Source organism: Pseudomonas sp. 43(2021) (assembly GCF_017490805.1).
Lineage (GTDB): Bacteria > Pseudomonadota > Gammaproteobacteria > Pseudomonadales > Pseudomonadaceae > Aquipseudomonas.
Genome location: NZ_JAFGYJ010000004.1, coordinates 151239 through 171692 on the forward strand (window position 1 = coordinate 151239; position 20454 = coordinate 171692).

Below are 20454 nucleotides of genomic sequence, written 5' to 3' on the forward strand. Positions count from 1 at the left end.
AAAACTGGAGGTTCTACTGGTCCTGGACTATAGCAACAATCGAACCTCCATTTGCCCCGAGGTGCTCATGCAAAACCGCCATGTCATTGAATTGTCGCCCTCGGGCAAAACCTTCGACGCCAGCCAGGAGTTGCTGCTCGATGCCATGCTCGCCAGCGGCCTGCCGGTACCCTTCTCCTGCCGCCGCGGCGCCTGTGGATCGTGCAAGGTCAAGGTGGTGTCGGGGCAGTATCGGGACAAGCAGCGGGCAGCAGACACGCCCGCGCCCTGCTACCCCCTGGCAGCCGACGAAATGTTGCTGTGCCAGAGCCACGCCTGCAGTGATATGTGCCTGGAAATTCCCGGCTGGTCCCTGGAAACCCCGGCACTGGAACTCCAGGCACAGGTCCGCGGCAAACGCGAACTGAGCGCCGATATCGTCGAACTGGTGCTGCAGCCTGCACAGCCATTGGTGGTACGGGCTGGCCAGTACGTACGCTTTCGGCTCGACAACGGCGACAGCCGCTGTTTTTCCATCGCCAACCTGCCCGCCCAGGACCAGGGGCAACTGGTGTTTCACATCCGCAAGGTCAGGGGCGGCCTGTTTACCGAACACCTGCTGCCAACCCTGCAAGCAGGTGACACCTTGAAGCTTGAAGGGCCGGTGGGTGCCTGCACCTGGCAGCATGAGGACCAACGCCCCCTGGTGCTGTTCGCCACCGGCACAGGTTACGCCGGCATCAAGCCATTGCTGCTGACCGCCCTGGCAGGTGATGCCGAGGTCACGTTGTACTGGGGCGGCAGATCGAACGCAGACTTCTATGACCGTGAATTTCTCGACCAGGCCTGCCGTGCACACGCTCACTTTCACTGGCACCCGGTGCTGTCGGACCAGGCGCGGGTGCAGCAGGTGGCGCTGGCCCAGGCCCATCGCTGGGCCGACACCCAGGTCTATGCCTGCGGCAATGCCGCGATGATCAGCCAGGCTCGCGAGCAGTGCCTCGCGGCAGGCCTGCAGCCCCATCGCTTTGTCGCCGAGGCTTTCGTTGCCAGCGGCGCACTGGTGCCCGAGGCTTCAACGACCAACCCATTGCACCCGGTGCTGGAAAAAGTCGGCCCGCGCTACTCGCTGGACGGCATGCTCGCGGCCCGCGAGCAGTCGGTACGGGCCGTGGCGGCGATCGCCAGCCAGCTACAAGTCGGGATGACCACTGCCCAGGCGCTGGAGATGGCCGCGCAGACCTTGCAGGCGATGGGCGCATCGCACACCTGGCACCCGACCTACATCCGTTTTGGCGACGACACCGTGCGCACGCCGCGCCAAGGTATTGATCCTCAACGCGTATTACGTACCACGGATATCGTCGTGGTCGATGTCGGCCCGGTATGGGATGGCTATGAAGGCGACTATGGCGACACCTTCGTGTTTGGCCAGCACGACCTGCACCACGCCTGCGTCAAGGCACTGCATGAAGTGTTCGACGAAACCCGCCAGGCCTGGGGGCGTGGCCTGACCGGGCGTGAGCTGTATGACTTCGCCGAGCGCAGTGCCCAGGCGAAAGGCTGGCAGCTGGAACGCAACCTGGCTGGGCATCGCATCGCCGACTTCCCGCATGTGCTGTATGGGCAGGACAAACTGGCCGAGGTGGAAATCGTCCCGAGCGAGGTGGTGTGGGTGCTGGAGATTCAGTTGTGCCACCCTACCGAGCCGGTCGGAGCGTTTTTCGAGGATATCCTGATCGGCGAGGCCAGGCCGGTCGTGGCTACGGCAGCTTGAAACGACCGTCAGGAAGCAAGGTGCGCGTCAATCAGGCGCGCGACCGCTTCGGCATGGCTATGGCCAAGGTCATGGCCGGCATCGGCAAACACCTGCAGGCTGGCGTTTGGTATCAACTGCATCAAGCACTCGCCAACAGCGACAGGGCTGATCGGGTCTGAACCTCCCCATAACAGCAGTACAGGCATGCGCAGCTCGCAGAGGCGCGCCGTCAGATCAGTGCGGTCATCGAGAAACCAGCGCGGCAGCTTGGGGTTCTCCGCTTCGAATTCTGCACGCCAGTCAGCAGCACCAAAGGCAGAAAGGTCCATGCCGCCTGAAGTCACGCTCAGGACCAGGTGCGTAATCAACGCTGGGCGCTCCAGCGCAAGGAGCACCGCAACCACCCCACCCATGGACTGCGCCACCAAGGCCGTGGGCCTGTCGACTTCGCCAAGGGCAAGGGCTGCGAGGTGCTGCAGGCAGGAAACATTCGGGTTGGCTGGTACGTTGCCGAAACCGGGCCAGCCCAGGTGCCGGACGATTGCCGGCGTACTCATCGCCGCGGCGGCCGGGTGCCAGAAGGCAACGTTGCCAGAGGCGCCGGGCAGGAAAAGGATCTTTTCCGGTGAAGTCGTCATGGCTCTCTCCTTGATCCAGTAACAGGCTAAAGTTGGCAACAGGACAATACCAGACACGGACGACTGCCATGCACATACGCAAACTCACCCCTGACGACCTCACCCATGCCAGCGCCGTGTGCCTGGATGCCTTCATGCAGGCGGTCGCGCCCTCGCTGTCGGCACAAGGCATCGAAACCTTCACCAGGGTGGCCGCGCCCCTGGCGTTTGCCGAGCGCATGCAGGGCGACAACCTGATACTGGTGTGCATCGTGGACGGTGTCATCACGGGGTTGATCGAACTCAAGGAAGGCCGCCACGTGGCGATGCTGTTCATTGCACCAAGGTGCCAACGTCAAGGCATCGGCGCGCGCCTCATGAGCGCCGCGCTTGAGCATGCCAGGGCTGAAATCGTCACCGTCAGGGCATCGTTGTCTTCGGTGCCGGCCTACCAGCGCTACGGTTTCAACCTGGCAGGTGAAGTGGGCGAGTTCGCCGGACTGACCTACCAGCCGATGGAAATGCCCCTGCGGCCACGTGCTGCAGCCGCCTCAGGCGCCGAGTGAGTCCAGCACGCCTTGCAGCTTGCCCCGAGTGGTTTCCGTGCAGGCCTGCATGGGCTCGCGCAGCTCGTCAGCAATCAGGTCTTGCATCTGCAATGCTGCCTTGATCACGGCCGGGTTAGGCTCGGCAAAGGCCATTTTCATCCACGGCAGCAACTGGTAGAACGTCCCTCGCGCGGCTAGCCAGTCGCCATGGTCGACCTGCTGCAACATGCGCACGTACAGGTCAGCCCGCACATGCGCCGAAGCCGAAATGGCCCCCGCACCGCCCAGGCACAGGTTGTTGAAGATCTGAACGTCCTCACCGGCCAGCACCTGGGCGTGGCCGTCCTGGATCAGGGCCATGGTGGTCTCGCTATCACCGCTGCAGTCCTTCACCGCTGCAATGCGCGGGTGGCGCACGATGCGGCGCAGGGTTTCACGCTCGATGCGTACCCCGGTACGGTAGGGAATGTCGTAGACGATCACCGGCACGCTGGCGGCATCCGCCACGGTGCTGAAGAACGCCTCGATGCCGGCCTGCGAAGGCCGGATGTAGCACGGTGCAGGGACCAGAAGCCCGCCAATGTCACGCTGCTGGATTTCAGCCTGGAAGGCCAACAGTTCGCACAGGTTGTAACCCGACAGGCCCATCACCACCCTGCCCGGTTCCACCCAGGCCAGCACAGCGTCCAGCACGGCCAGTTGCTCGGCCTTGGACAGCGCCGCCGCTTCGCCCGTGGTGCCACATACCACAAAACCGGCGACACCCTCTTCGAGCAGCTTCTTCACCAGTTTTTCCAGGCCAGTAAAGTCGATTTCATTGGCGCGCAATGGCGTGACGAGGGCGACCCAGATACCACGGAAATTCGACATGCAAAAACTCCTGATGTTGACCGAAAGTCAGCGTCAGCAGGGCGAAGAGTGGAAGTGGTCTGGCAGGGATACCTGGCGCCTTCTGTCTCGTCAGCCCACCTGACGAGACAGCGCGCCTCGGTCAGATGAGCGGCTGTTTCTTGGATTTCTTGGCAACGGCAACGCACGCGCCTGCCTGGGCGATGAAGCCCGAAGCGGAAATGGCGTGGTTGGAGATGGACATGCAGGGAAGCCCGTTGCGTGGATATGGCTGGATAATGGGGCGGCGGCGTACCCGGTGTCAACACCGGGATAGCAAACCCGTTGGGGCTGCGCTGTCGCGTAGAGAACTGAATTCGCAAGCGATACGCGTACCCTGCGGGAGCGGCTTTAACCGCTCCCACAGGGCCCCCGCTCCTACAGGTGACACATCTTCGTCAACGCCACTCGCTGTAGGGTTCCAGCGGTGTCACCGGCAGCGCCAGGTTGCCCCGCCACGGCTCGAACAGGTAGCGCAGGTAGAGCATGCCATGGCTAGGCGCATAGTCATCACTGTGCTGCCAGTCGAAGCCGGCGCCCAACACCCAATGGTCGCTCAGGCGCCGCTCGAACAGCCCACGCAGGCGGTAGCCCAGCCCGCTGCTGTCGCTGGCGTCGTTCATGGCGTCGAGGTTGGAGTCAACGTCATACTGCGCCAGTACCTTGCGGTTGACGTGCGCGTCCGGGTACAGGCGGCTGCGGCCGCTGTGGGCCTGGGACCAGCTGACGGAGCCTTCCAGCAGCACCGACCAGTCGTAGTTGCGCCAGGCATAACTGACCGGCACGCCAATCGATGTGTAGCGCTCCGGGCTGTAGTAGCCGCCCTGCCCCAGGCTGTAGCCACCCAGGTCCTTGTCGTGACGCCAGTGCATCAGCGTCAGGCCCACGCGCACACGCTCGTCGGCTTTTTCCACCACGCGGTGGTAATAGCCGGCCATGGCCCGGGTGCGCTGGTTGTCGGCGACGTTCTCGCCATACAGCCAGTGGTGCCCCAGGCTGGCCCAGACCCCGTTATCACCGCCCTGGTCCCAGCTCAGGCCGAGCGTGGCGCCATTGGCCGTGACCCCACCCCAGCGCACGCCCGTCGGGCGGTCACGTGCTCCCGCAAAGGATAACAGCGAGTTGCTCATCGGCCGTCGCGAAGCGGTCAGCGACCAGCCGACCTGGCCAAGGTCACCGTTGACCGTGGCGCCCCCCAACCAGTTGTTGATCGCGTAGCCCTGGGTGGTCCCCAGGTCGAAGGCCCAGCGCTTGCCCTGCCAACCCAGCGCCAGCACGCTACCGTCCGCCGTTTGCGAACCACCCTCGCACGCAGGGAGCGACTTCCCGTCAGCGGTGCGGCCCACAAACTGGCAGCTACCGAAGTCCGGGGTATAGCGCCTTTGGTCGTTCTGCTCGAATGAGCCCGCATCCATGCCGATGCGCTCCACCCGCGCAAAGGCAGTGCCGTCCTGCCAAGGGGTATCGACATGCAGCAAGGTCGACTGGGTACTCAGTTCAGATGTGCCCGGCGTACCATCGTCCTCGCGCCAACCGTAGTCGTGCATCAACGTCACATGGGTATTGCGCTGGCGATACAGTGCATCGACGTCGCTGCGCAGGCTGCGTGCCAGCCAGTCGTCGTCATCCTGCTCACGGCTGGCCAGCGTCAGTGCACGGTCATCCCGTGGCGACACGGCGGCACGCTCGAGCAACTGCGCATCTGCCATTGCTGCGGCGTAAAGGTCCAGCGCCCGTTGCGGGTCATCCTGCGCCACCAGGCGGGCAGCGTCACGCCGCAACAAGGGGTCGGGGCGAGGCTGCTGCGCTGCGATCTGGTCGAGCATTCTGGCCGCCTGGTCGTGTTCGCCCAAGGCGACCCAGACAGCTGCCAGGCGCCGCTGGGCGTTGCTGTCATCAGCAGCCAGTTGTGGCACCTGCACAGCCAGCATGTGCCGGGCCTGTGCCAGGTTGCCTTCGGCCACCGCGCTTTCGATCAGGCCAAGGCGCGCTTGCGGTTGCCCAGGCTGCGCAGCAAGCACGCGCTGGTAATAGCCGCGCGCTTTACCAGGCTCACCGTTCGCCGCCGCCCAGTCAGCCAACAGCATCAGGTCGTCGGTGCTGCCTTCACCACGCGCCAGGCTGGCCTCGAGCAGGCTGGTCGCTTCAGCCGTGCGGCCTTGCGCTTGCAGTTGCTGCGCCGAGGCCAGGGTCATGCGACGGCGTATACGCTGCTCCAGTGCATGCATGTCAGCACTCCAGGCCGTCTGCGGTACGGCGCCCAGGCTGTCCAGGGCCAGCGCATCGCGGTCGCTGGACTCCAGGAACAGGCCGTGGGCATAGCGGGTAGAGGCATCGCCCGGCTGGCGCTGCACGATCCTGGCGAATGCCGCGTCGGCCTCGGCGGTACGCCCCAGATGGCGCAGGCTGTTGGCCAGCCGGTAGACCAGCCATGGCTCGTCGGGCGCCAAGGCCGTGGCCTGGCCCAGCGCCTGGCTGGCCGCCGCCCAGTCTTGGCGCTGCAAAGCTTGGTCACCTTGCTGGCGCAGGCGGGCGAGTTCCAGGCTGCGGCGCAGGCTGGCGAACTGCGCTTGCTGCCGAGGCGGCAGGCTCTCCAGGTACGCCCGCGCCTTGTCGGGCGATTGCGCCTGATACACGCGCACCAGGCCGCGCACGGCACTTTCGTTATCCGGTGCCATGCGCCGAACCTGCAGGAATTGCCGCTCGGCGGCCGCTGTATCGCCCTCGGCCAGCGAGACATCCGCCAGGCCCAGCAAGGCATACTCCTCTTTCGGGCGCTGCTGGCGTGCCTGCTGGTAGAAGGCGCGCGCACCGCGCATGTCTTTCGCCTGCAGGGCCCGCTCACCTTTGTTGAGCAGGGCCCAATACTGGCTGGACGACTCCAGGTCCTTCCACTGGCTGATCCAGTAGGTGTCCTGCTCCTTGGCACTTGCCGCCCGGAACGCCGCATTGGCCTCCTCATAGCGGCTTTGCCGCATCAGCGCATACCCCAGGGAGCCGTGCAAGCGGGCATCGTCCGGGTACTGGCGCAGCGCCCGGCGCAACTGCGCCTCGGCTTCAGCGTTACGGCCCTTGTCGAGCAATGCCATGCCCCGCTGGCCAGCCTGCCAGGATGGGTCGGCCAGCAGCTTGCGTTGCTGCTGCAGGGTCTCGCTGGCTTGCGCCTGCAACGGTGAGGCCGGGTAGCGCTGGAGAAACGCTTGCCAGGCCGCCGCGCTGGCGGCACTCACCGCTTGCCCGGACAGGTAGTCGAACTCACGCTGGGCTGCGGCATCCCGTGCGCCAGGGTCGCGTGCCAGCTGATCGAGCAAGGCCAAGGCTTCGCGGTCGCGATTTTCGGCGAACAGCCAACCCGCCAGGGTCTGGCGCAACCCGGCACTGCCCGGGTACTGCCGGTCCAGTTGCTGCAACTGGCTGATCGCTTCAGGGCGCTGGCCTGGCAGGTTGCCGCGCACGCGCCAGTAGTCCAGGGCCAGTTCAAGGCTTGGTGGCTCGCCAGCGAACAGCTGTTCATAGGCCGCCAGCGCCTCTTCATTGCGCCCGGTGACAGCCAGCAGGCGGGCCTGCTGCAATTGCCGCGCGCGCTCCGGTTGCTGCAGCTCAAGCAGACGCCTGGCCTGGCGTGCCTGCAAGCTGCCGGGCGCAATGGCACTGATCCGGGCACTCAACTGCTCGGCCTCGATGCTGTTCTTTTCGCGCAATGCCAGACTCAAGGCTGCCAGCAACACGTCCGGGTTGCGCGGCTCGAGCAGTTGCAGCCGCCCCAGTGCGTCGCGCACCAGGTCGTCACGATGCAGCGCCTCGCCGCGACGCACCTGGTCCAACAGCCATTGGCGCTGTTCGCCGGCATCTTTGGGTTGCGCGGTGGCCTGGCAGGTCACCGCTGCTAGCATCAGCACACCAATCATTCGCTGCATGGCGTGCTCCAGACCGGCAACAGGCGGCCGTGCGGGTCAAAACGGTAACGGCCTTGGTCCCAACCCTGGCCAAACAGCGCCAGCACCTGGCTGTAATAGGCCTTGGCTTCGACTGGCTGCTCGCGCAAGCGCTGACGCTGGGCCGCCAGGCCTGCGACGTGCTCCGGCGATGCCGCCAGCAACGGCAGCAACGCCGCAGAGAAACCTGTCGGGCCATGGCCACTGGCAACACCGCTGTGCGCATCCACATGCTCTGGCGGCAGACCCTGGCGCGCGGTCAATGCCGCCATCGGGGCATAGTGGGCCACCAGCTCGGCACGCTGTGCCGCGTCCTTGGCCAGCATGCCCACCCACAGGTAGACGCGAATGGCGTCGTAGTCACCTTCACTGCCATGTTGCGGGTCCGCTGCCAATTCACCGGCTGGCGTCCACAGCAGCCAGTCCGGGGCAAAGCCCTTTGGTGACGAAGCCAGCCACAAACGCCGTGTGTTGGCCGCCAGTTCGCCCCACAACGGGTCAACCAGGTTGAAGCGATCGAACAACTGCAGCGGCAAATAGCTGGGGTTCAGGCGGGCGCCGCGGGCGTCCTCGAAACCGTAGTCCCCCGGCAGCAGCATCAGCCCGAGGCCCGGCAGCTTGCGCACGGTCTGCGCGGCGATACGCCACAGCAAACGCTGGCCCAGCTGCGTGTAGGCCGGCTCGTCCCACAGCCGCCCGGCTTCCAGCAGGCTGTAGGCAATCCACAGGTCGGCATCGCTGGCGTTGTTGGCATCCAGTACCTGCCACTGCTGCTGGCCATTACGGCCCCACAGCCAGGCGGGCAGATGCCGGGCCAGGTCGCCCTCTGCCAGGTTGTTGCTGGTCCAGCGCAACACCTGCGCGAAGGTTTGCCGGTCATTGCCCACCAAGGCGAAGAACAGCGCATAGCTCTGCCCTTCCGAGGTGGTGATCAGGCGCTCATCGCTCGGGTCGATGACCCGACCGTCGACGCTCACCAGCTCAGCCTTGAAGCGGTCCCAGGCGGGCCATGGACAGGCCGGCGCGGCGTTGACGAAAACGGGCAGGCCCAAGGTGACCAGCCCTACCAGCAACCGACGCATCATCACCCCGCCTCACCCAGGCGACGCTTGCCTGCCCAGCGCAGTGCCCGCCACAACAGGAAGGCGAACAACACCACGCAAATGGCCGCGATCGCCGCCAGCAGCACCGGGTGTTCGGACAGGTGGAACCACAGCAGCAGCCACCACGGCAGCGCGCCAACAAAGTAGTGCTCGCCTACGAACTGGCTGGTGACGCCGCTGCTGCGCACCAGCGTCACCGAACCGGCCACTGCATCAAGCTTGCCGACATCGCCGAGCACATCGCGCAGCAACGCATAGTCGCTATCGCTGTTGGCCAACAGGGCGACAACGCTGCGCTGCTCGTGGAACGGCGACTTCAGCCCGGTAATGGCCGCAATCGGCGCCTGCGCGCTGACGGCCACACGGCTGCTCGCGGCCACCGGCGCAGTATCGAAGCGCTGGCTGCCCGGCAGCCCCGCGCTACGGCCTTGCAGCAGCCAGTCCCGCTGGGCGCTGAGCAGCAGGCCAAGGTTGGGCGCATCGCCCAGCGCCTCGGGCAGGCTGCCAAGCAGCAGCAAGTCGGCGTCGGCCGCTGCAGCCTGCTTCCAGTCATCGACCAGCTGCAGGCCAAGCGACGGGTAGCCGATCTGCCCGGCCAGCCCACCGACCGCATCGAGCAAGGTACCCACCTGCATCGTCGTGGGCTTGGCCGGCATGATGACCAGCGTTTCGGAAAGGTCGGCCATGCGGCTGAACGGGAAGCCGCTGCGGGCGAATGCGCGCAGGTCGGGCATGGCGATGTAGTGGTGGTAACCGGACAGGTCGATCGTGGAGTTGTCGTCGATCGCCGCACGCACATCCACCGGCAACGAGGTCTGGCAGCGGTCGCGCTGGGCGCTGCCCAGGGTGCTGGCAAAGCTGAAATCGAAACGCAGGCGGTTGCGGTCGCCGATCTTCAACGCCGGTACCAGCGACTTCTCGGTCAATGCGGTGTTGTCACCGGACAGCACCGCCAGGCGCATTTCCTCCAGTGTGCCGCCGCGCCGGTCATTACCCACCAGCGGCATGCTGGTGATGTACTGGTCGTTGACGCTGATGCTCAGCCGCGATTCGTCGGTCACTGCCGGGGCCGTGTAGCGGTACAGCGTACGCAGCGGAATGCCCTGGTTGCGCCAGACGAACAGGTCGGGCGGCAGGTTCAATTCCAGCGTCACCGGCCGCGGTTGCAGGCCGCTGACCTGCAGCTGCTCGGGGTAATCGAGCAGCTCGGCGAAGCGTACCGGGCGATCGGTGCGTGTCCAGTTCGGCGCATCGTAGGGCTGGCGCGGTTGCAGTGCCGTCATCTGCTCGACTTTCACCCGGGCACCGCGGAACAGGTTGTTGCCAACCGCCAGCGCCGAGGCGGCCTTGACCAGGTCATCGTCGTTGCGGCCCAGCACCAGCAGCACTTTGCTGAAGCGGTCGTCCGGGTGGTCGATCATTTGCAGTACCGGGCCGTCGACCGGCGGGAACTGCTGCAGGTCGGCGAGGAAGGCCGGGCGACGGTCGTTGCTGGCAAACACGATGCTCGGCGTGGGTTTATCGCCACGGGCCGGCAGGCTGTTGTACAGCACCGGGAAACTGGCCTTGCGCCAGCCGGCCTGGCTGCCGAAGTAGGACGCCAGGATCGCCGCCGCACGCTGCTCACCCAGGCTCGGCACACCGCTGAACACCACCGGCAGCGTTACCTTGCCGGTGTCGCGCACGTCAAAGAACGGCAGCGGGAAGTACGCCAGGTCGTTGTCCAGGGCCAGGGCCTGTTCGTGCAGCTGCACCTGGCTCTTGCGGTTCAGGTTTAGCCACAGGCCGCTGTGCGCCGGGTCTTCGCAGATGTCGGTGTAATGCCCGACGAACTCCAGGCGAACCCGGTTGAAGTCGCTGAGCAGCTTAGGGTCCAGTGGCAGCTGGCGGCGCACACGCTGACCAAGCTGGTCTTTCTCCACCGGCACCACACCCATCAACTCGTCATTGAGGTACACGCGCAGGTGCGACAGGTTCGGCAACAGCGCGGGCGAAGGTGTGTAGTCCAGCTGCAGGCTGGCGTCGGTGGCCAGGCGATCGCGCCGCAGGCCGAATTCGATATGCTCGCTGTTGCGTACCCCCAGCAGCAGGCTGTCGGACGCATGCCCGAGCTGCTCGAAGGTTTTCGCAACCGGCCAGTTCGGTACCGTGGGTACGGCCGGCTCGGCAAGCGGGGCTACGGAGGCGGCAGCGGCGCTCTGCGACAAGGCAGCAAGCAGCGCCATCGCCAGGCCCCAGGTACGCGCGGGATAACCAGTCATCATGCGTCTCGATCAACAGGGTTCATGGAAAGGACAGGCCGTGGTGTGCGGGGCCTGTAGCTGGCCAGCCAGTGCGCCAGCGTGCGCAGTGGGCGCAGCCACGCCCGCAGCCATGGCGGCAGGTGCTCGACCAGGCGCAGGTAACCGACACCGCCCAGCTTCAGCACGTCGACCAGGCTGCGCAGCGGGCGATCGACCTCGTGCTGCTCGTTCCAGCCAAGCCAGGCATCGGCGCGGGCAAAGGTGCAATGGACCAGGTCGATACGCTGTTGCTGGCTGAGGTCTTGGAACACCAGGCCCACGTGTTGCCCGACAGTACGGGTGACACAGGCCTGGAAGGCGAACTCGCGCTGGCCACGGTTGAGCAGCAGGCGCACCTGCTCCCCCGCTTTCAACTCAAGGCCCTGGTGCAAATGCAGGCCGACACCGCCGTCGGAGTAGTCGACCAGGGTGCAGGGGTAGGCGTGACCGCTGGCCAGCACCAGCCCCGCCGGCAAGCGCATCTGCACCCGGTGGGCACGGCGCACCTGGCGCACTTCGGCGGCAACGGCAACGGCGGCGCCGATGATCAGCAGGTTGTAGATCACCCACAGCGAGCTGACGATCACCGTGCCGATTTCCGCCGCCGGGCCGGTGAACAGGCGCCACACGGCAAAGCCCAGGCCGGCGACGTTGAGCGCCGCCAGCCACAGGTAGGGTTGGGCGATACGCCAGTCGAACTGTTCCTGCTCCATCAGGCCGCCCTTGGCGGTGACGTTGAACTTGCCCTTCTTCGGCGCGAACAGCGCGACCGTGGTCGGGCGGGCGATATACCAGGCCAGCACGGTCTCGTACACCTCCCCCCAGAAGGTCTGCCGGTACTTGCCCTGCATGCGCGAGTTGGTCAGGCTGGCGTGGATCATGTGCGGTAGCACGTACAGCAGGATCATCAACGCCGGTGCATAGATGATGTAGGCATGCAGCAACAGGAACGCCAGGGGCGCGGTCAGGAACACCAGCCTTGGCAGGCCGGCCAGGAAGTGCAGCATCGCGTTGGCATAGCACACCCGCTGGAACAGGCTCAGCCCACGGCCGAGCAGCGGGTTGTCGGTGCGGAAGATCTGCACCATGCCACGGGCCCAGCGAATGCGTTGGCCGATGTGCGCCGACAGGCTCTCGGTGGCCAGGCCGGCCGCCTGCGGAATGCTCAGATAGGCCGATGACCAACCCTGGCGGTGCATGCGCAAGGCAGTATGGGCATCTTCGGTCACGGTTTCGACGGCAAAGCCGCCGATGCTCTCCAGCGCGGTACGTCGCAGCACGGCACACGAGCCGCAGAAGAACGCCGCGTTCCACATGTCGTTGCCGTCCTGGATCAGGCCGTAGAACAGCTCGCCTTCATTGGGGCGACGGCGGAACGAGCCCAGGTTGCGCTCGAACGGGTCGGGCGAGAAGAAATGGTGCGGCGTCTGCACCAGCGCCAGCTTCGGGTCCTTGAGGAACCAGCCCACGGTCATTTGCAGGAAGGAACGCACCGGCACGTGGTCGCAGTCGAAAATGGCGATCAGCTCGCTGTCAGTCACGCCCAGCGCATGGTTGAGGTTGCCGGCCTTGGCGTGCTTGCTGTCCGGCCGCACGATGTAGCCCACCCCCACTTCGTCGGCGAACGCACGGAACGCGTCGCGCCGGCCGTCGTCGAGGATATAGATGCGCAGGCACTCGCGCGGCCAGTCCAGGCCAAGGGCCGCCAGCACCGTGGTGCGCACCACCGACAAGTCTTCGTTGTAGGTGGGGATCATCAGGTCGACGGTCGGCCAGTGCGCCGGATTTGCCGGCAGGTTCGCCGGCTTGCGCTGCAACGGCCAGCTGGTCTGGATGTAGCCCAGGATCAGTACGAACCATGAATAGGTTTCTGCCGCCAGCAGGATCACCCCGCACACCAGGCCGGTGGTGTCGTTCCAGTTCAGGGTCGAGGTGTAGCGCCACCACAGGTAGCGGCAGGAGATGAGGGTCGATAGCACGATCAACATCAGAGTCGGGAAGCGGCCCGGAATGTGCCGCACCAGCATGGCGATGCCCAGTAGCAGGAAGATGAACACCAGCTGCGCCAGGTAGCCGAACGGTTCGGTCACGCACAGCACGGCCAGGCCGATGGCGCCCAGGGTCAGTACGCTGTAGAACGCCCACCGGGCGAACACGCTCAAGCCGCGCAAGCGTGCCGAAGCCTCCTGCTTGAAAGCACTGGCGTTGTAGCGCGCAGGCAGCTGCTGCAGGCGGGCGATCAGCAGGCTACGGTAGTGGCGCAGCACCTGCAGCACGCCGCGCAGCTGCGTACGCACCGCGCCCCAGGCTCGGCGGGCAACCCCCGGTTCGCGTGGCAGCGGTTGGCGCCGGACCAGCAGCCACAGGCTCTGGATCAGCAGGCGTAGCGGGTCGCCCAGGCTTGGGCGCTTGCCCGCCAGTTGCGGGTACAGGCGCTGCCGCTCGGCCAACAGAGCCTGCCAGGCGGGCGACTCCAGACGCAGGAACAGGAAGGCCAGCCACACGCCAAGGGTAAACAGCCAGGCGACCGGCTGCCGCGCGCCACGCGTGCTGAACCAGCTATAGGCAGACAAGGGGTTCAGGGTCACGACCGGCGCCTCGTCAGGCAGCGCACCGCCAGGCTCTGCACGTCCCGGCAAGCCAGGCTCTGCGGCGCGTAGTGGCCAAGCGGTGCCTTGCACGCCAGGGCCTCGAGAAAGGCCTCGTCACGGTGCACCACCTGGATTGGCAAACGATCACGGAACAGGTCGCGCCACACCATCAGCAGGTCGCTCTGCAAGCGGCTGGCCGGGTCGTAGCGGTTGACGAGCAGCAGGTCGTACTGCTCGACCGGCCGGCGCCCGAGCAGCAGATGGCTGGCCATCTCGGCCTCAGCCACCAATACCCGCACGTCGGTCTCGATGCTCTGGCCAGCAACATCAGCCGGCAGTTGCGGCAGGTCGAAGAGCAACCAGTCGAAGTGTTCGGCCAACTCGGCCTGGCGAGCGCGCCAGGCTTCAGCGTCGGGCAACGGCTGCCGCGTGCCGGCAGGCAGATTGCCGAACGGCATCAGGCTCAGGCCATCGAGCACCTCGTACAGGGCATCGCTGAACGGCCGCCCTTCCCACTCGGCAAGCGCCCATCCGTCGCGCATGTCGAGGGGCAGGTTGAAGTGCAGCCCAAGCAGATTGCTTGGGCACAGGTCGACCAGCAGGACCCGCTCCCCTGCCCCCTGCAACGCATAGCCCAGCGCGGCCAGCAAGGCACTGCGCCCCAGGCCACCGCGCACCCCGTGCAACGCCAGGCTGGTCATGGCGACAGCACCTCACGCCGCGGCACCGTCGTGTACAACGTGCCCTGGGCGCTGGCCCGGCAGCTTTCGCCCAGCAGCGGCCAGCGCTGCAGGGCCTGCTGGACACCCACCAGCAAAGAGATGTCCTGATAGTTCAGGTCCGGCATGTCCAGGTGCTGGCGCAACTGGGCGATATCGTCGCTGCGGTCGGCAGGGTCTGCCTTGCCAGTGATCATGGGCGCTCCTTCGGGACAGGCTGCCAGTCGGGCTGGCCTTGCAGGCGCATGTAGGCGCGCCCCTGGTAGTTCAGTACCTGCGCACCTGCGGTTTCCGCGACCGGTTCGGTGGTCGGCAGGTCGCTCAACAGGCTGGGCACATCCAGCACCTGCTGCTCGCCCAGGCCCGCATACACGCGCGAGATCAGCTCGGACAGCGCCAGGTAGCTGGTGGGTGCCGAAACATGCAGCGGCTCGCTGCGGGCAGGCTGGCCCATGCCGATGAACTTCAGGCCCACCGGCACATGGGTAATCGACGGTGTGGGGATTTCACGCATGCCCGACAGCTGCATGCGGTCGCCATGCAGCGCGGCGCCATGTTCCGGGACAAAGGCCACGACCACGCGACGGCCGCTGCGCTCCAGTTCATCGAGGAAGCTGCCCAGCTCGCCGAACAGGCGGGTGGCGCGGGTGGTGTAATCGGCCACACGGGTACCGCCGTCGGCGGTGACGATACGGTTGCCGTCATGCAGGCTGATGCTGTTGTAGAACAGCGACACATGCTCGGCCGACGCGCCTTGGCGCTGCCCCCACCAGCGGCGCAACACCTCGAGGTCGCTGGCGATCGGCGAGCCGTCGAAGCCGACCAGTGCCCGCGGGAAGTCGGTGTTGCGCAGGCCAGGTTGTGGCATGTGCTGCTGGGTGATGTCGCCGATGAAGTTGTCGAAGCGGCCGCTGTGGTTGAGCAAGGTGTTGCTCTGGAAGCCGAGCCTGGCCAGGTTCTGGAACAACAGGCATTGCTCCGGGGCGGCCTGGTAAAGGCCGGCGTGGGACGACTGCCCGCAGCTGGCACGCAGCACGCGGATGGCAGCCGGCCCGCTGTAGGACGTGGCCGAGTTGAACTGGTCAAAGATCACGTCCAGGCGCGAGAACAGCGGGTTGTCTCGCAACCCGACGGCGGACAGGTCATCCCAGGCCAGCGAACAGATGTTGATTACCAGCAGGTCAAACGGCTGCTCATCGGCCTTCATGGCCGGGAATGCTGTCACCCGTTCACGCTCACTGGCGAAGAACCGCTCGAGCCAGCTGTCGAGCGTGGCGTTGTCGGCAACCGTGGTGGCCTGCGCCTGCTCGGCGGGGCTGGCAGCCGCGGCGCCAGGTGCTTGGCCCGCGTTGAACCCCAGCGATGGCAGGCCGCCAACGGCCAACCACGCCAGACCCAGCAGGCTCAGGGTACTCAGCCGCAGCCAATGGCGCAGGTACAGGTAGCCCACCAGCAACAACGCCAGCGCACCCAGCAGGTTCCAGTTGATGAACCGGCCGAGCAGTTCGAGCAGGTAGTCCCACGAAAAATCGAACACCCCCGGCTGCGCCAGCAGGCGGCTGAAGGGCGGCAGCCAGGTGTCCTGGTAGAACAACGCGATGCCAATCGGTACTGCGGCCAGCTGCCGCGCAATACGCAGCCACTTGCCCGGCAACGGCACCAGTAGAAACGCGGCGAACAGCAGGTTCGGCAGCGCCTGGAAGTCGAGCATGCCAAGGGCGACCAGCAGGAACTTGGCCAGGAAATAGAGGTTCCACCCTCCCAGCCCAGGCCAGCGGGCCAGTACCGGGAACGTGGCGGATGTATTAGTCATTACGGGGTTCCTGGCGTGCAGCGCGGTGGCGTACACCCCGCGGTTTCAGGTAACGGGGTGGAAGGCGGCGGCGCAGCCAGTCGCGCAGCGTGGCACGCAGGCGCAACAGCAGCAGGGCCAGCGCCAAGGTGACCAGCGCCGTAATGCCGATCACTTGCAGCAGTTGCACGAAGTTCATGCGGTACCCCGCTTGCCCAAGGCAACCCGGCGCGGCGCCAGGGCCGGCCGTGCCTGGGCAGACAGGTGCGCTGCCGCGTCGAGCCGGGGTGGCCGTGGCACACTGTCGTCGAGGAAGGCAGGGCTGGCCAGGCTATCGACACCGGCAAGCACCTCCTGGCTGATGAACAGCTCTTTCCACGACAACTGGAAGATGTGGTCAAGCGCTTGTTCGACGCCTTCGGAGCGGCAGGCGAACAGGAACAGGAACAGCACTTCGCCCACCACGCAGGCGATGTCACCGTCGCGGCGAAACACCGTACGCGAGCAAGCTTGCAGCGGGGTCAGGCCAGGGGCCGGGCGCAATACCAGCAACTGGTGGACGATTTCGCCGTTGCGCACCCCGTGCCACATGGTCTGCACGGCTTCGGCGAACGCGCTCGGCGCCACCAGCCCGCAAATGGCCAGCGGCCGCAGGCGTGCGAGCAAGGCATCGAAATCGCTTGGCAGGTGCCGGCGCCAGAGGTATCCCTGGATGCTCTCGACCATGGTCAGGAAGCGAGACAGGCTGGCACCGAACGGCACGATCTGGCTGGCCCCGCAGGCCAGCAACAGCTGTTCGTCCTGGTAGCGCAGGGTCGGCGCCATCTCGCGCACCACCAGCTTCAGAGCACTGCCACGCAACTGGCGCAAGCGGTGCAACTGGCGCGCCAGGCTATCCAGCCGCTGCCCGCCATCCATGGCAAAGATGACCGTGGCGGAAACCGCCCGGCTGGCTTTGGCGCCCAGTTCCTCAAGGCTCTCGCAGACCTGCCAGTGCTCGGAGAAGGCTGGCGCACCTTCCAGCACCGGGCGCTGGGCCAGGCACAACAGCTCGTCGCCACCGGTGTCGCTGGGTGCCTGCGGCGCCCCGGCAGCGGCAAAGCCCGCGTCAAGGCGCGTAAGTTCCACATCACGCGTACCGGTTTTGCCGAGCGGGTTGCTCCAGAAATGCTGCAGGTAGCGTACCCCGCCTTTGCCGCGGTACACCTGGGCCAGCCCATCGACACTCTGGTTGAACACGCGCAGGCGCTCTACCAACCCGGCGCTCTGGCCGCTACTGATGACCAGCAATAGCGCGGCCTCGGCCAACAACACCGGGCGCAGCGTATTGCACCAGCGTTCAACGTTGCCGGTACCCCAGGCGTCGGCGGACGCCAGCAGCACCAGCACACGCCCGGCAGCGTCGATACGCGGCAGGTCATCGACCAGGTGCTGGACGGCTTGCGGGTCGGCTTCGTACAGCGCCAGTTCGGCAGGGCCCTGCGCGGCATCGAGCGCACCCAGCACGTCACCCATGGCTTGCGCATCGGCGACCAAGGCTGCCCGAACGGGCTTGAGCAGCCCCCCGAGCACCTGGCGGCATAGCAAGGTGGCGTCTTCTGTGCTGTCACAGGCCAACCAATACAGTCCTTGTACATGAAGCTGACTGCTTTCGGCGCCTAAGCCGGAAATAGCCAACAACGGCATTCCATTCGTCAAAACACTGGCTCTGCAAAATTAGATTGAACGGTTTGGAAGGCAACGGTAGCTCATCTGCAACTGGGGCATCATGACATACGTCAAAAAAACGACAAATAGATGAGAGACAGCCTAAAACGTCAATTCTACAGCACATAGGAAAAACGAGATAAAGCAGAAATGTAATAAATTGCAAAGTTTTGTTAACAACCGCCGTAGGGCCAGTGTCAGTCAGTTAAGGTTTGCCGGTTTGACCAGGGCTGCTTTGCAGCCCACGCCCGGCTTGTCGACAGGCGAATGCCTCGCTGTGCGTTATGGTTACCGGCTAAGCGAAAACGGATTTTCCGGAGACAAGCATGCTTCGTATCTTTGAGCGCTGGCTCGACCCCTTCCCACCCGACGAGGTGCCACCGCCGCCGATGGGCCTGTTGCGCTTCATGTGGGCCTGTACCCGCGGCGCCCGTGGCTACATCCTGGCACTGGCATTGCTCAGTGCCGGGGTCTCGATCTACGAAGCCTGGCTGTTTGCCTTCCTCGGCCAGGTGGTCGACCTGCTCGCGGCATGGCAAGCCGGCGGCGCCGTTGGCCCTGAAGAAAAGCGAGTGCTGTGGGGCATCGGCATCGTCCTGCTGGTCAGCATCGGACTGGTGGCGCTGCGTACCATGGTTCAACATCAGGTACTGGCGATCAACTTGCCGCTGCGACTGCGCTGGGACTTTCACCGGCTGATGCTGCGCCAGAGCTTGTCGTTCTTCTCTGACGAGTTTTCCGGCCGGGTCACCACCAAGGTGATGCAGACGGCACTGGCAGTACGCGATGTGTTGTTCACCCTCATCGAAATCCTGCCCGGGATCGGCGTGTACTTCATCGCGATCATTGCCCTGGCCGGTGGCTTTGCCCTGAAGCTGATGCTGCCATTCATTGCCTGGGTCGTGCTGTTCGGCCTGGCCATGCTGTATTTCGTACCACGCCTGGGCAAGGTCGGCCAGGAGCAGGCCAATGCCCGATCGTCGATGACCGGGCGGGTTTCTGACGCCTACACCAATATCACCACGGTGAAATTGTTCTCGCACGCCAATCGCGAAGCGCACTTCGCGCGCGCCGCCATGGAGGACTTCAAGCAGACCGGTTTTCGCCAGATGCGTCTGGTCAGCCAGTTCGAAATCGTCAACCAGGCGCTGGTGGTGGGCTTGATCATTGCGGCTGGCGGCTATGCGTTGTGGTTGTGGCACCAAGGCCAGGTCGGCACCGGCGCGGTGGCGGCGATCACCGCCATGGCCTTGCGTATCAACGGCATGTCGCACTGGATCATGTGGGAGATCACCTCGCTGTTCGAAAACATCGGCACCGTGCAGGACGGCATGGCCACCCTCACCCGCGGCCCCAAGGTAAAGGATGCGCCGGATGCTGTGGAGCTGGTAACCACGGGGGGCGCGGTGAGTTTTGACAAGGTCAGCTTCAACTACAACGGCGAGCGTCAGGTGCTCAACGACCTGAGCCTGCACATCCGCCCGGGCGAAAAAGTCGGCCTGGTCGGCCGCTCCGGCGCCGGCAAGTCCACCTTGATCAACCTGCTACTGCGCTTCTACGACGTGGACCGTGGTGAAATCCGCATCGACGGGCAGAACGTGGCCAAGGTCACTCAGGACAGTCTGCGCGGCGCCATCGGCATGGTCACCCAGGACACCTCGCTGCTGCACCGTTCGATTCGCGACAACATCGCCTATGGCCGCCCCGATGCGACCGAGGCGCAGATCCGCGCCGCTGCGGCCAACGCCCAGGCCGATGGCTTCATCAGCCAGCTCAGCGACCGCCAGGGCAACATCGGTTACGACACCCTGGTGGGTGAGCGCGGCATCAAGTTGTCTGGTGGCCAGCGCCAGCGCATCGCGATTGCCCGGGTGATGCTGAAGAACGCGCCGATCCTGCTGCTGGACGAAGCCACCAGTGCGCTGGACTCGGAAGTGGAAGTGGCCATCCAGGAGAGCCTGGATGAAATGATGCAAGGCAAGACCGTCATCGCCATCGCCCACCGGTTGTCGACGATTGCTGCCATGGACCGGCTGATCGTGATGGATGAAGGGCGCATCATCGAGCAAGGCACCCATGCGCAACTGCTGGCGAAGAATGGCACTTATGCGCGGTTGTGGCAGCACCAGAGCGGCGGGTTCCTGGGTGAAGACCAGGGCGTGGCCGAGGCGACGGAGTAGGCAGGTATGCGAAGCCGGTGCCATCCACCACGTTGCCTGCTTCGCGGGTAAACCCGCTCCCACAGGGACAGCATCCGGCCCAGGCCTGCTCCGTACCGGCAGAAACAACTGCCCTGACCAGCACCTCGAACGTTTGCTCGGTTCAGTGTGGGAGCGGGTTCACCCGCGAACACCGGCGAAGCCGGTGCCATCCACCACGTTGCCTGCTTCGCGGGTGAACCCGCTCCCACAGGGACAGCATCCGGCCCTGGGCCTGCCCCGTACCGGCAGAAACAACTGCCCTGACCAGCACCTCGAACGTTTGCTCGGTTCAGTGTGGGAGCGGGTTCACCCGCGAACACCGGCGAAGCCGGT

At 65.3% G+C, this 20454-nt stretch carries 14 protein-coding genes; 3 read left to right on the forward strand and 11 right to left on the reverse strand.

Annotated elements, in window-relative coordinates:
• The first annotated feature begins 4 nt into the window (after positions 1–4).
• Complete coding sequence (locus J5M71_RS05055) at positions 5–1756, forward strand: NAD(P)H dependent flavin oxidoreductase family protein (RefSeq protein ID WP_347709861.1); 1752 nt, start codon at positions 5–7, stop codon at positions 1754–1756.
• A gap of 8 nt (positions 1757–1764) precedes the next feature.
• On the opposite strand, the gene J5M71_RS05060 is transcribed toward J5M71_RS05055, so the two are convergent.
• Positions 1765–2433, reverse strand: a complete 669-nt coding sequence (locus J5M71_RS05060; protein ID WP_233688248.1) for an alpha/beta fold hydrolase — start codon at positions 2431–2433, stop codon at positions 1765–1767.
• 11 nt (positions 2434–2444) lie between these two features.
• Here J5M71_RS05060 and J5M71_RS05065 point away from each other — a divergent pair, with 11 nt between their 5' ends.
• The gene (locus tag J5M71_RS05065) at positions 2445–2921 is read left to right on the forward strand and encodes a GNAT family N-acetyltransferase (RefSeq protein WP_207830422.1); all 477 of its coding nucleotides are present in this window, start codon (positions 2445–2447) and stop codon (positions 2919–2921) included.
• On the opposite strand, the gene dapA is transcribed toward J5M71_RS05065, so the two are convergent.
• The 10 genes from dapA to J5M71_RS05115 form a co-directional block, all read right to left on the reverse strand.
• The gene (dapA, locus tag J5M71_RS05070) at positions 2907–3773 is read right to left on the reverse strand and encodes a 4-hydroxy-tetrahydrodipicolinate synthase (RefSeq protein WP_207830425.1); all 867 of its coding nucleotides are present in this window, start codon (positions 3771–3773) and stop codon (positions 2907–2909) included. The genes J5M71_RS05065 and dapA overlap by 15 nt on opposite strands.
• Positions 3774–4189: 416 nt before the next feature.
• Positions 4190–7708 carry a cellulose synthase complex outer membrane protein BcsC gene (gene bcsC, locus J5M71_RS05075; RefSeq protein WP_207830427.1) on the reverse strand — a complete coding sequence of 1173 codons (3519 nt, stop codon included), beginning with the start codon at positions 7706–7708 and terminating at the stop codon, positions 4190–4192.
• Positions 7696–8811 (reverse strand): cellulose synthase complex periplasmic endoglucanase BcsZ, encoded by a 1116-nt coding sequence (gene bcsZ, locus J5M71_RS05080; protein WP_207830429.1) that lies wholly within the window; start codon positions 8809–8811, stop codon positions 7696–7698. The genes bcsC and bcsZ overlap by 13 nt, the downstream gene beginning before the upstream one ends.
• Positions 8811–11093 (reverse strand): cellulose biosynthesis cyclic di-GMP-binding regulatory protein BcsB, encoded by a 2283-nt coding sequence (bcsB, locus tag J5M71_RS05085; protein WP_207830431.1) that lies wholly within the window; start codon positions 11091–11093, stop codon positions 8811–8813. Before bcsB ends, bcsZ begins: the two co-directional genes overlap by 1 nt.
• On the reverse strand, positions 11090–13699 hold the full coding sequence (bcsA, locus tag J5M71_RS05090) for a UDP-forming cellulose synthase catalytic subunit (protein ID WP_207830433.1): 2610 nt from the start codon (positions 13697–13699) through the stop codon (positions 11090–11092). The genes bcsB and bcsA overlap by 4 nt, the downstream gene beginning before the upstream one ends.
• Positions 13696–14403 carry a cellulose biosynthesis protein BcsQ gene (bcsQ, locus tag J5M71_RS05095; protein ID WP_207830435.1) on the reverse strand — a complete coding sequence of 236 codons (708 nt, stop codon included), beginning with the start codon at positions 14401–14403 and terminating at the stop codon, positions 13696–13698. The genes bcsA and bcsQ overlap by 4 nt, the downstream gene beginning before the upstream one ends.
• A complete protein-coding gene (bcsR, locus tag J5M71_RS05100; protein WP_207830437.1) occupies positions 14400–14618 on the reverse strand; it encodes a cellulose biosynthesis protein BcsR in 219 nt (72 codons plus the stop codon). The genes bcsQ and bcsR overlap by 4 nt, the downstream gene beginning before the upstream one ends.
• On the reverse strand, positions 14615–16234 hold the full coding sequence (gene bcsG, locus J5M71_RS05105) for a cellulose biosynthesis protein BcsG (protein WP_207830439.1): 1620 nt from the start codon (positions 16232–16234) through the stop codon (positions 14615–14617). The genes bcsR and bcsG overlap by 4 nt, the downstream gene beginning before the upstream one ends.
• Positions 16227–16412, reverse strand: coding sequence for a cellulose biosynthesis protein BcsF (gene bcsF, locus J5M71_RS05110; protein WP_207830441.1), 186 nt, complete (start codon positions 16410–16412; stop codon positions 16227–16229). The genes bcsG and bcsF overlap by 8 nt, the downstream gene beginning before the upstream one ends.
• Positions 16409–17899: a BcsE family c-di-GMP-binding protein gene (locus J5M71_RS05115; protein ID WP_207830443.1), complete on the reverse strand. Its 1491-nt coding sequence runs from the start codon at positions 17897–17899 to the stop codon at positions 16409–16411. The genes bcsF and J5M71_RS05115 overlap by 4 nt, the downstream gene beginning before the upstream one ends.
• A 347-nt stretch (positions 17900–18246) precedes the next feature.
• Between J5M71_RS05115 and J5M71_RS05120 the strand changes: the two genes are divergently transcribed.
• Positions 18247–20100 (forward strand): ABC transporter ATP-binding protein, encoded by a 1854-nt coding sequence (locus J5M71_RS05120; protein ID WP_207830444.1) that lies wholly within the window; start codon positions 18247–18249, stop codon positions 20098–20100.
• Positions 20101–20454: the final 354 nt, after the last annotated feature.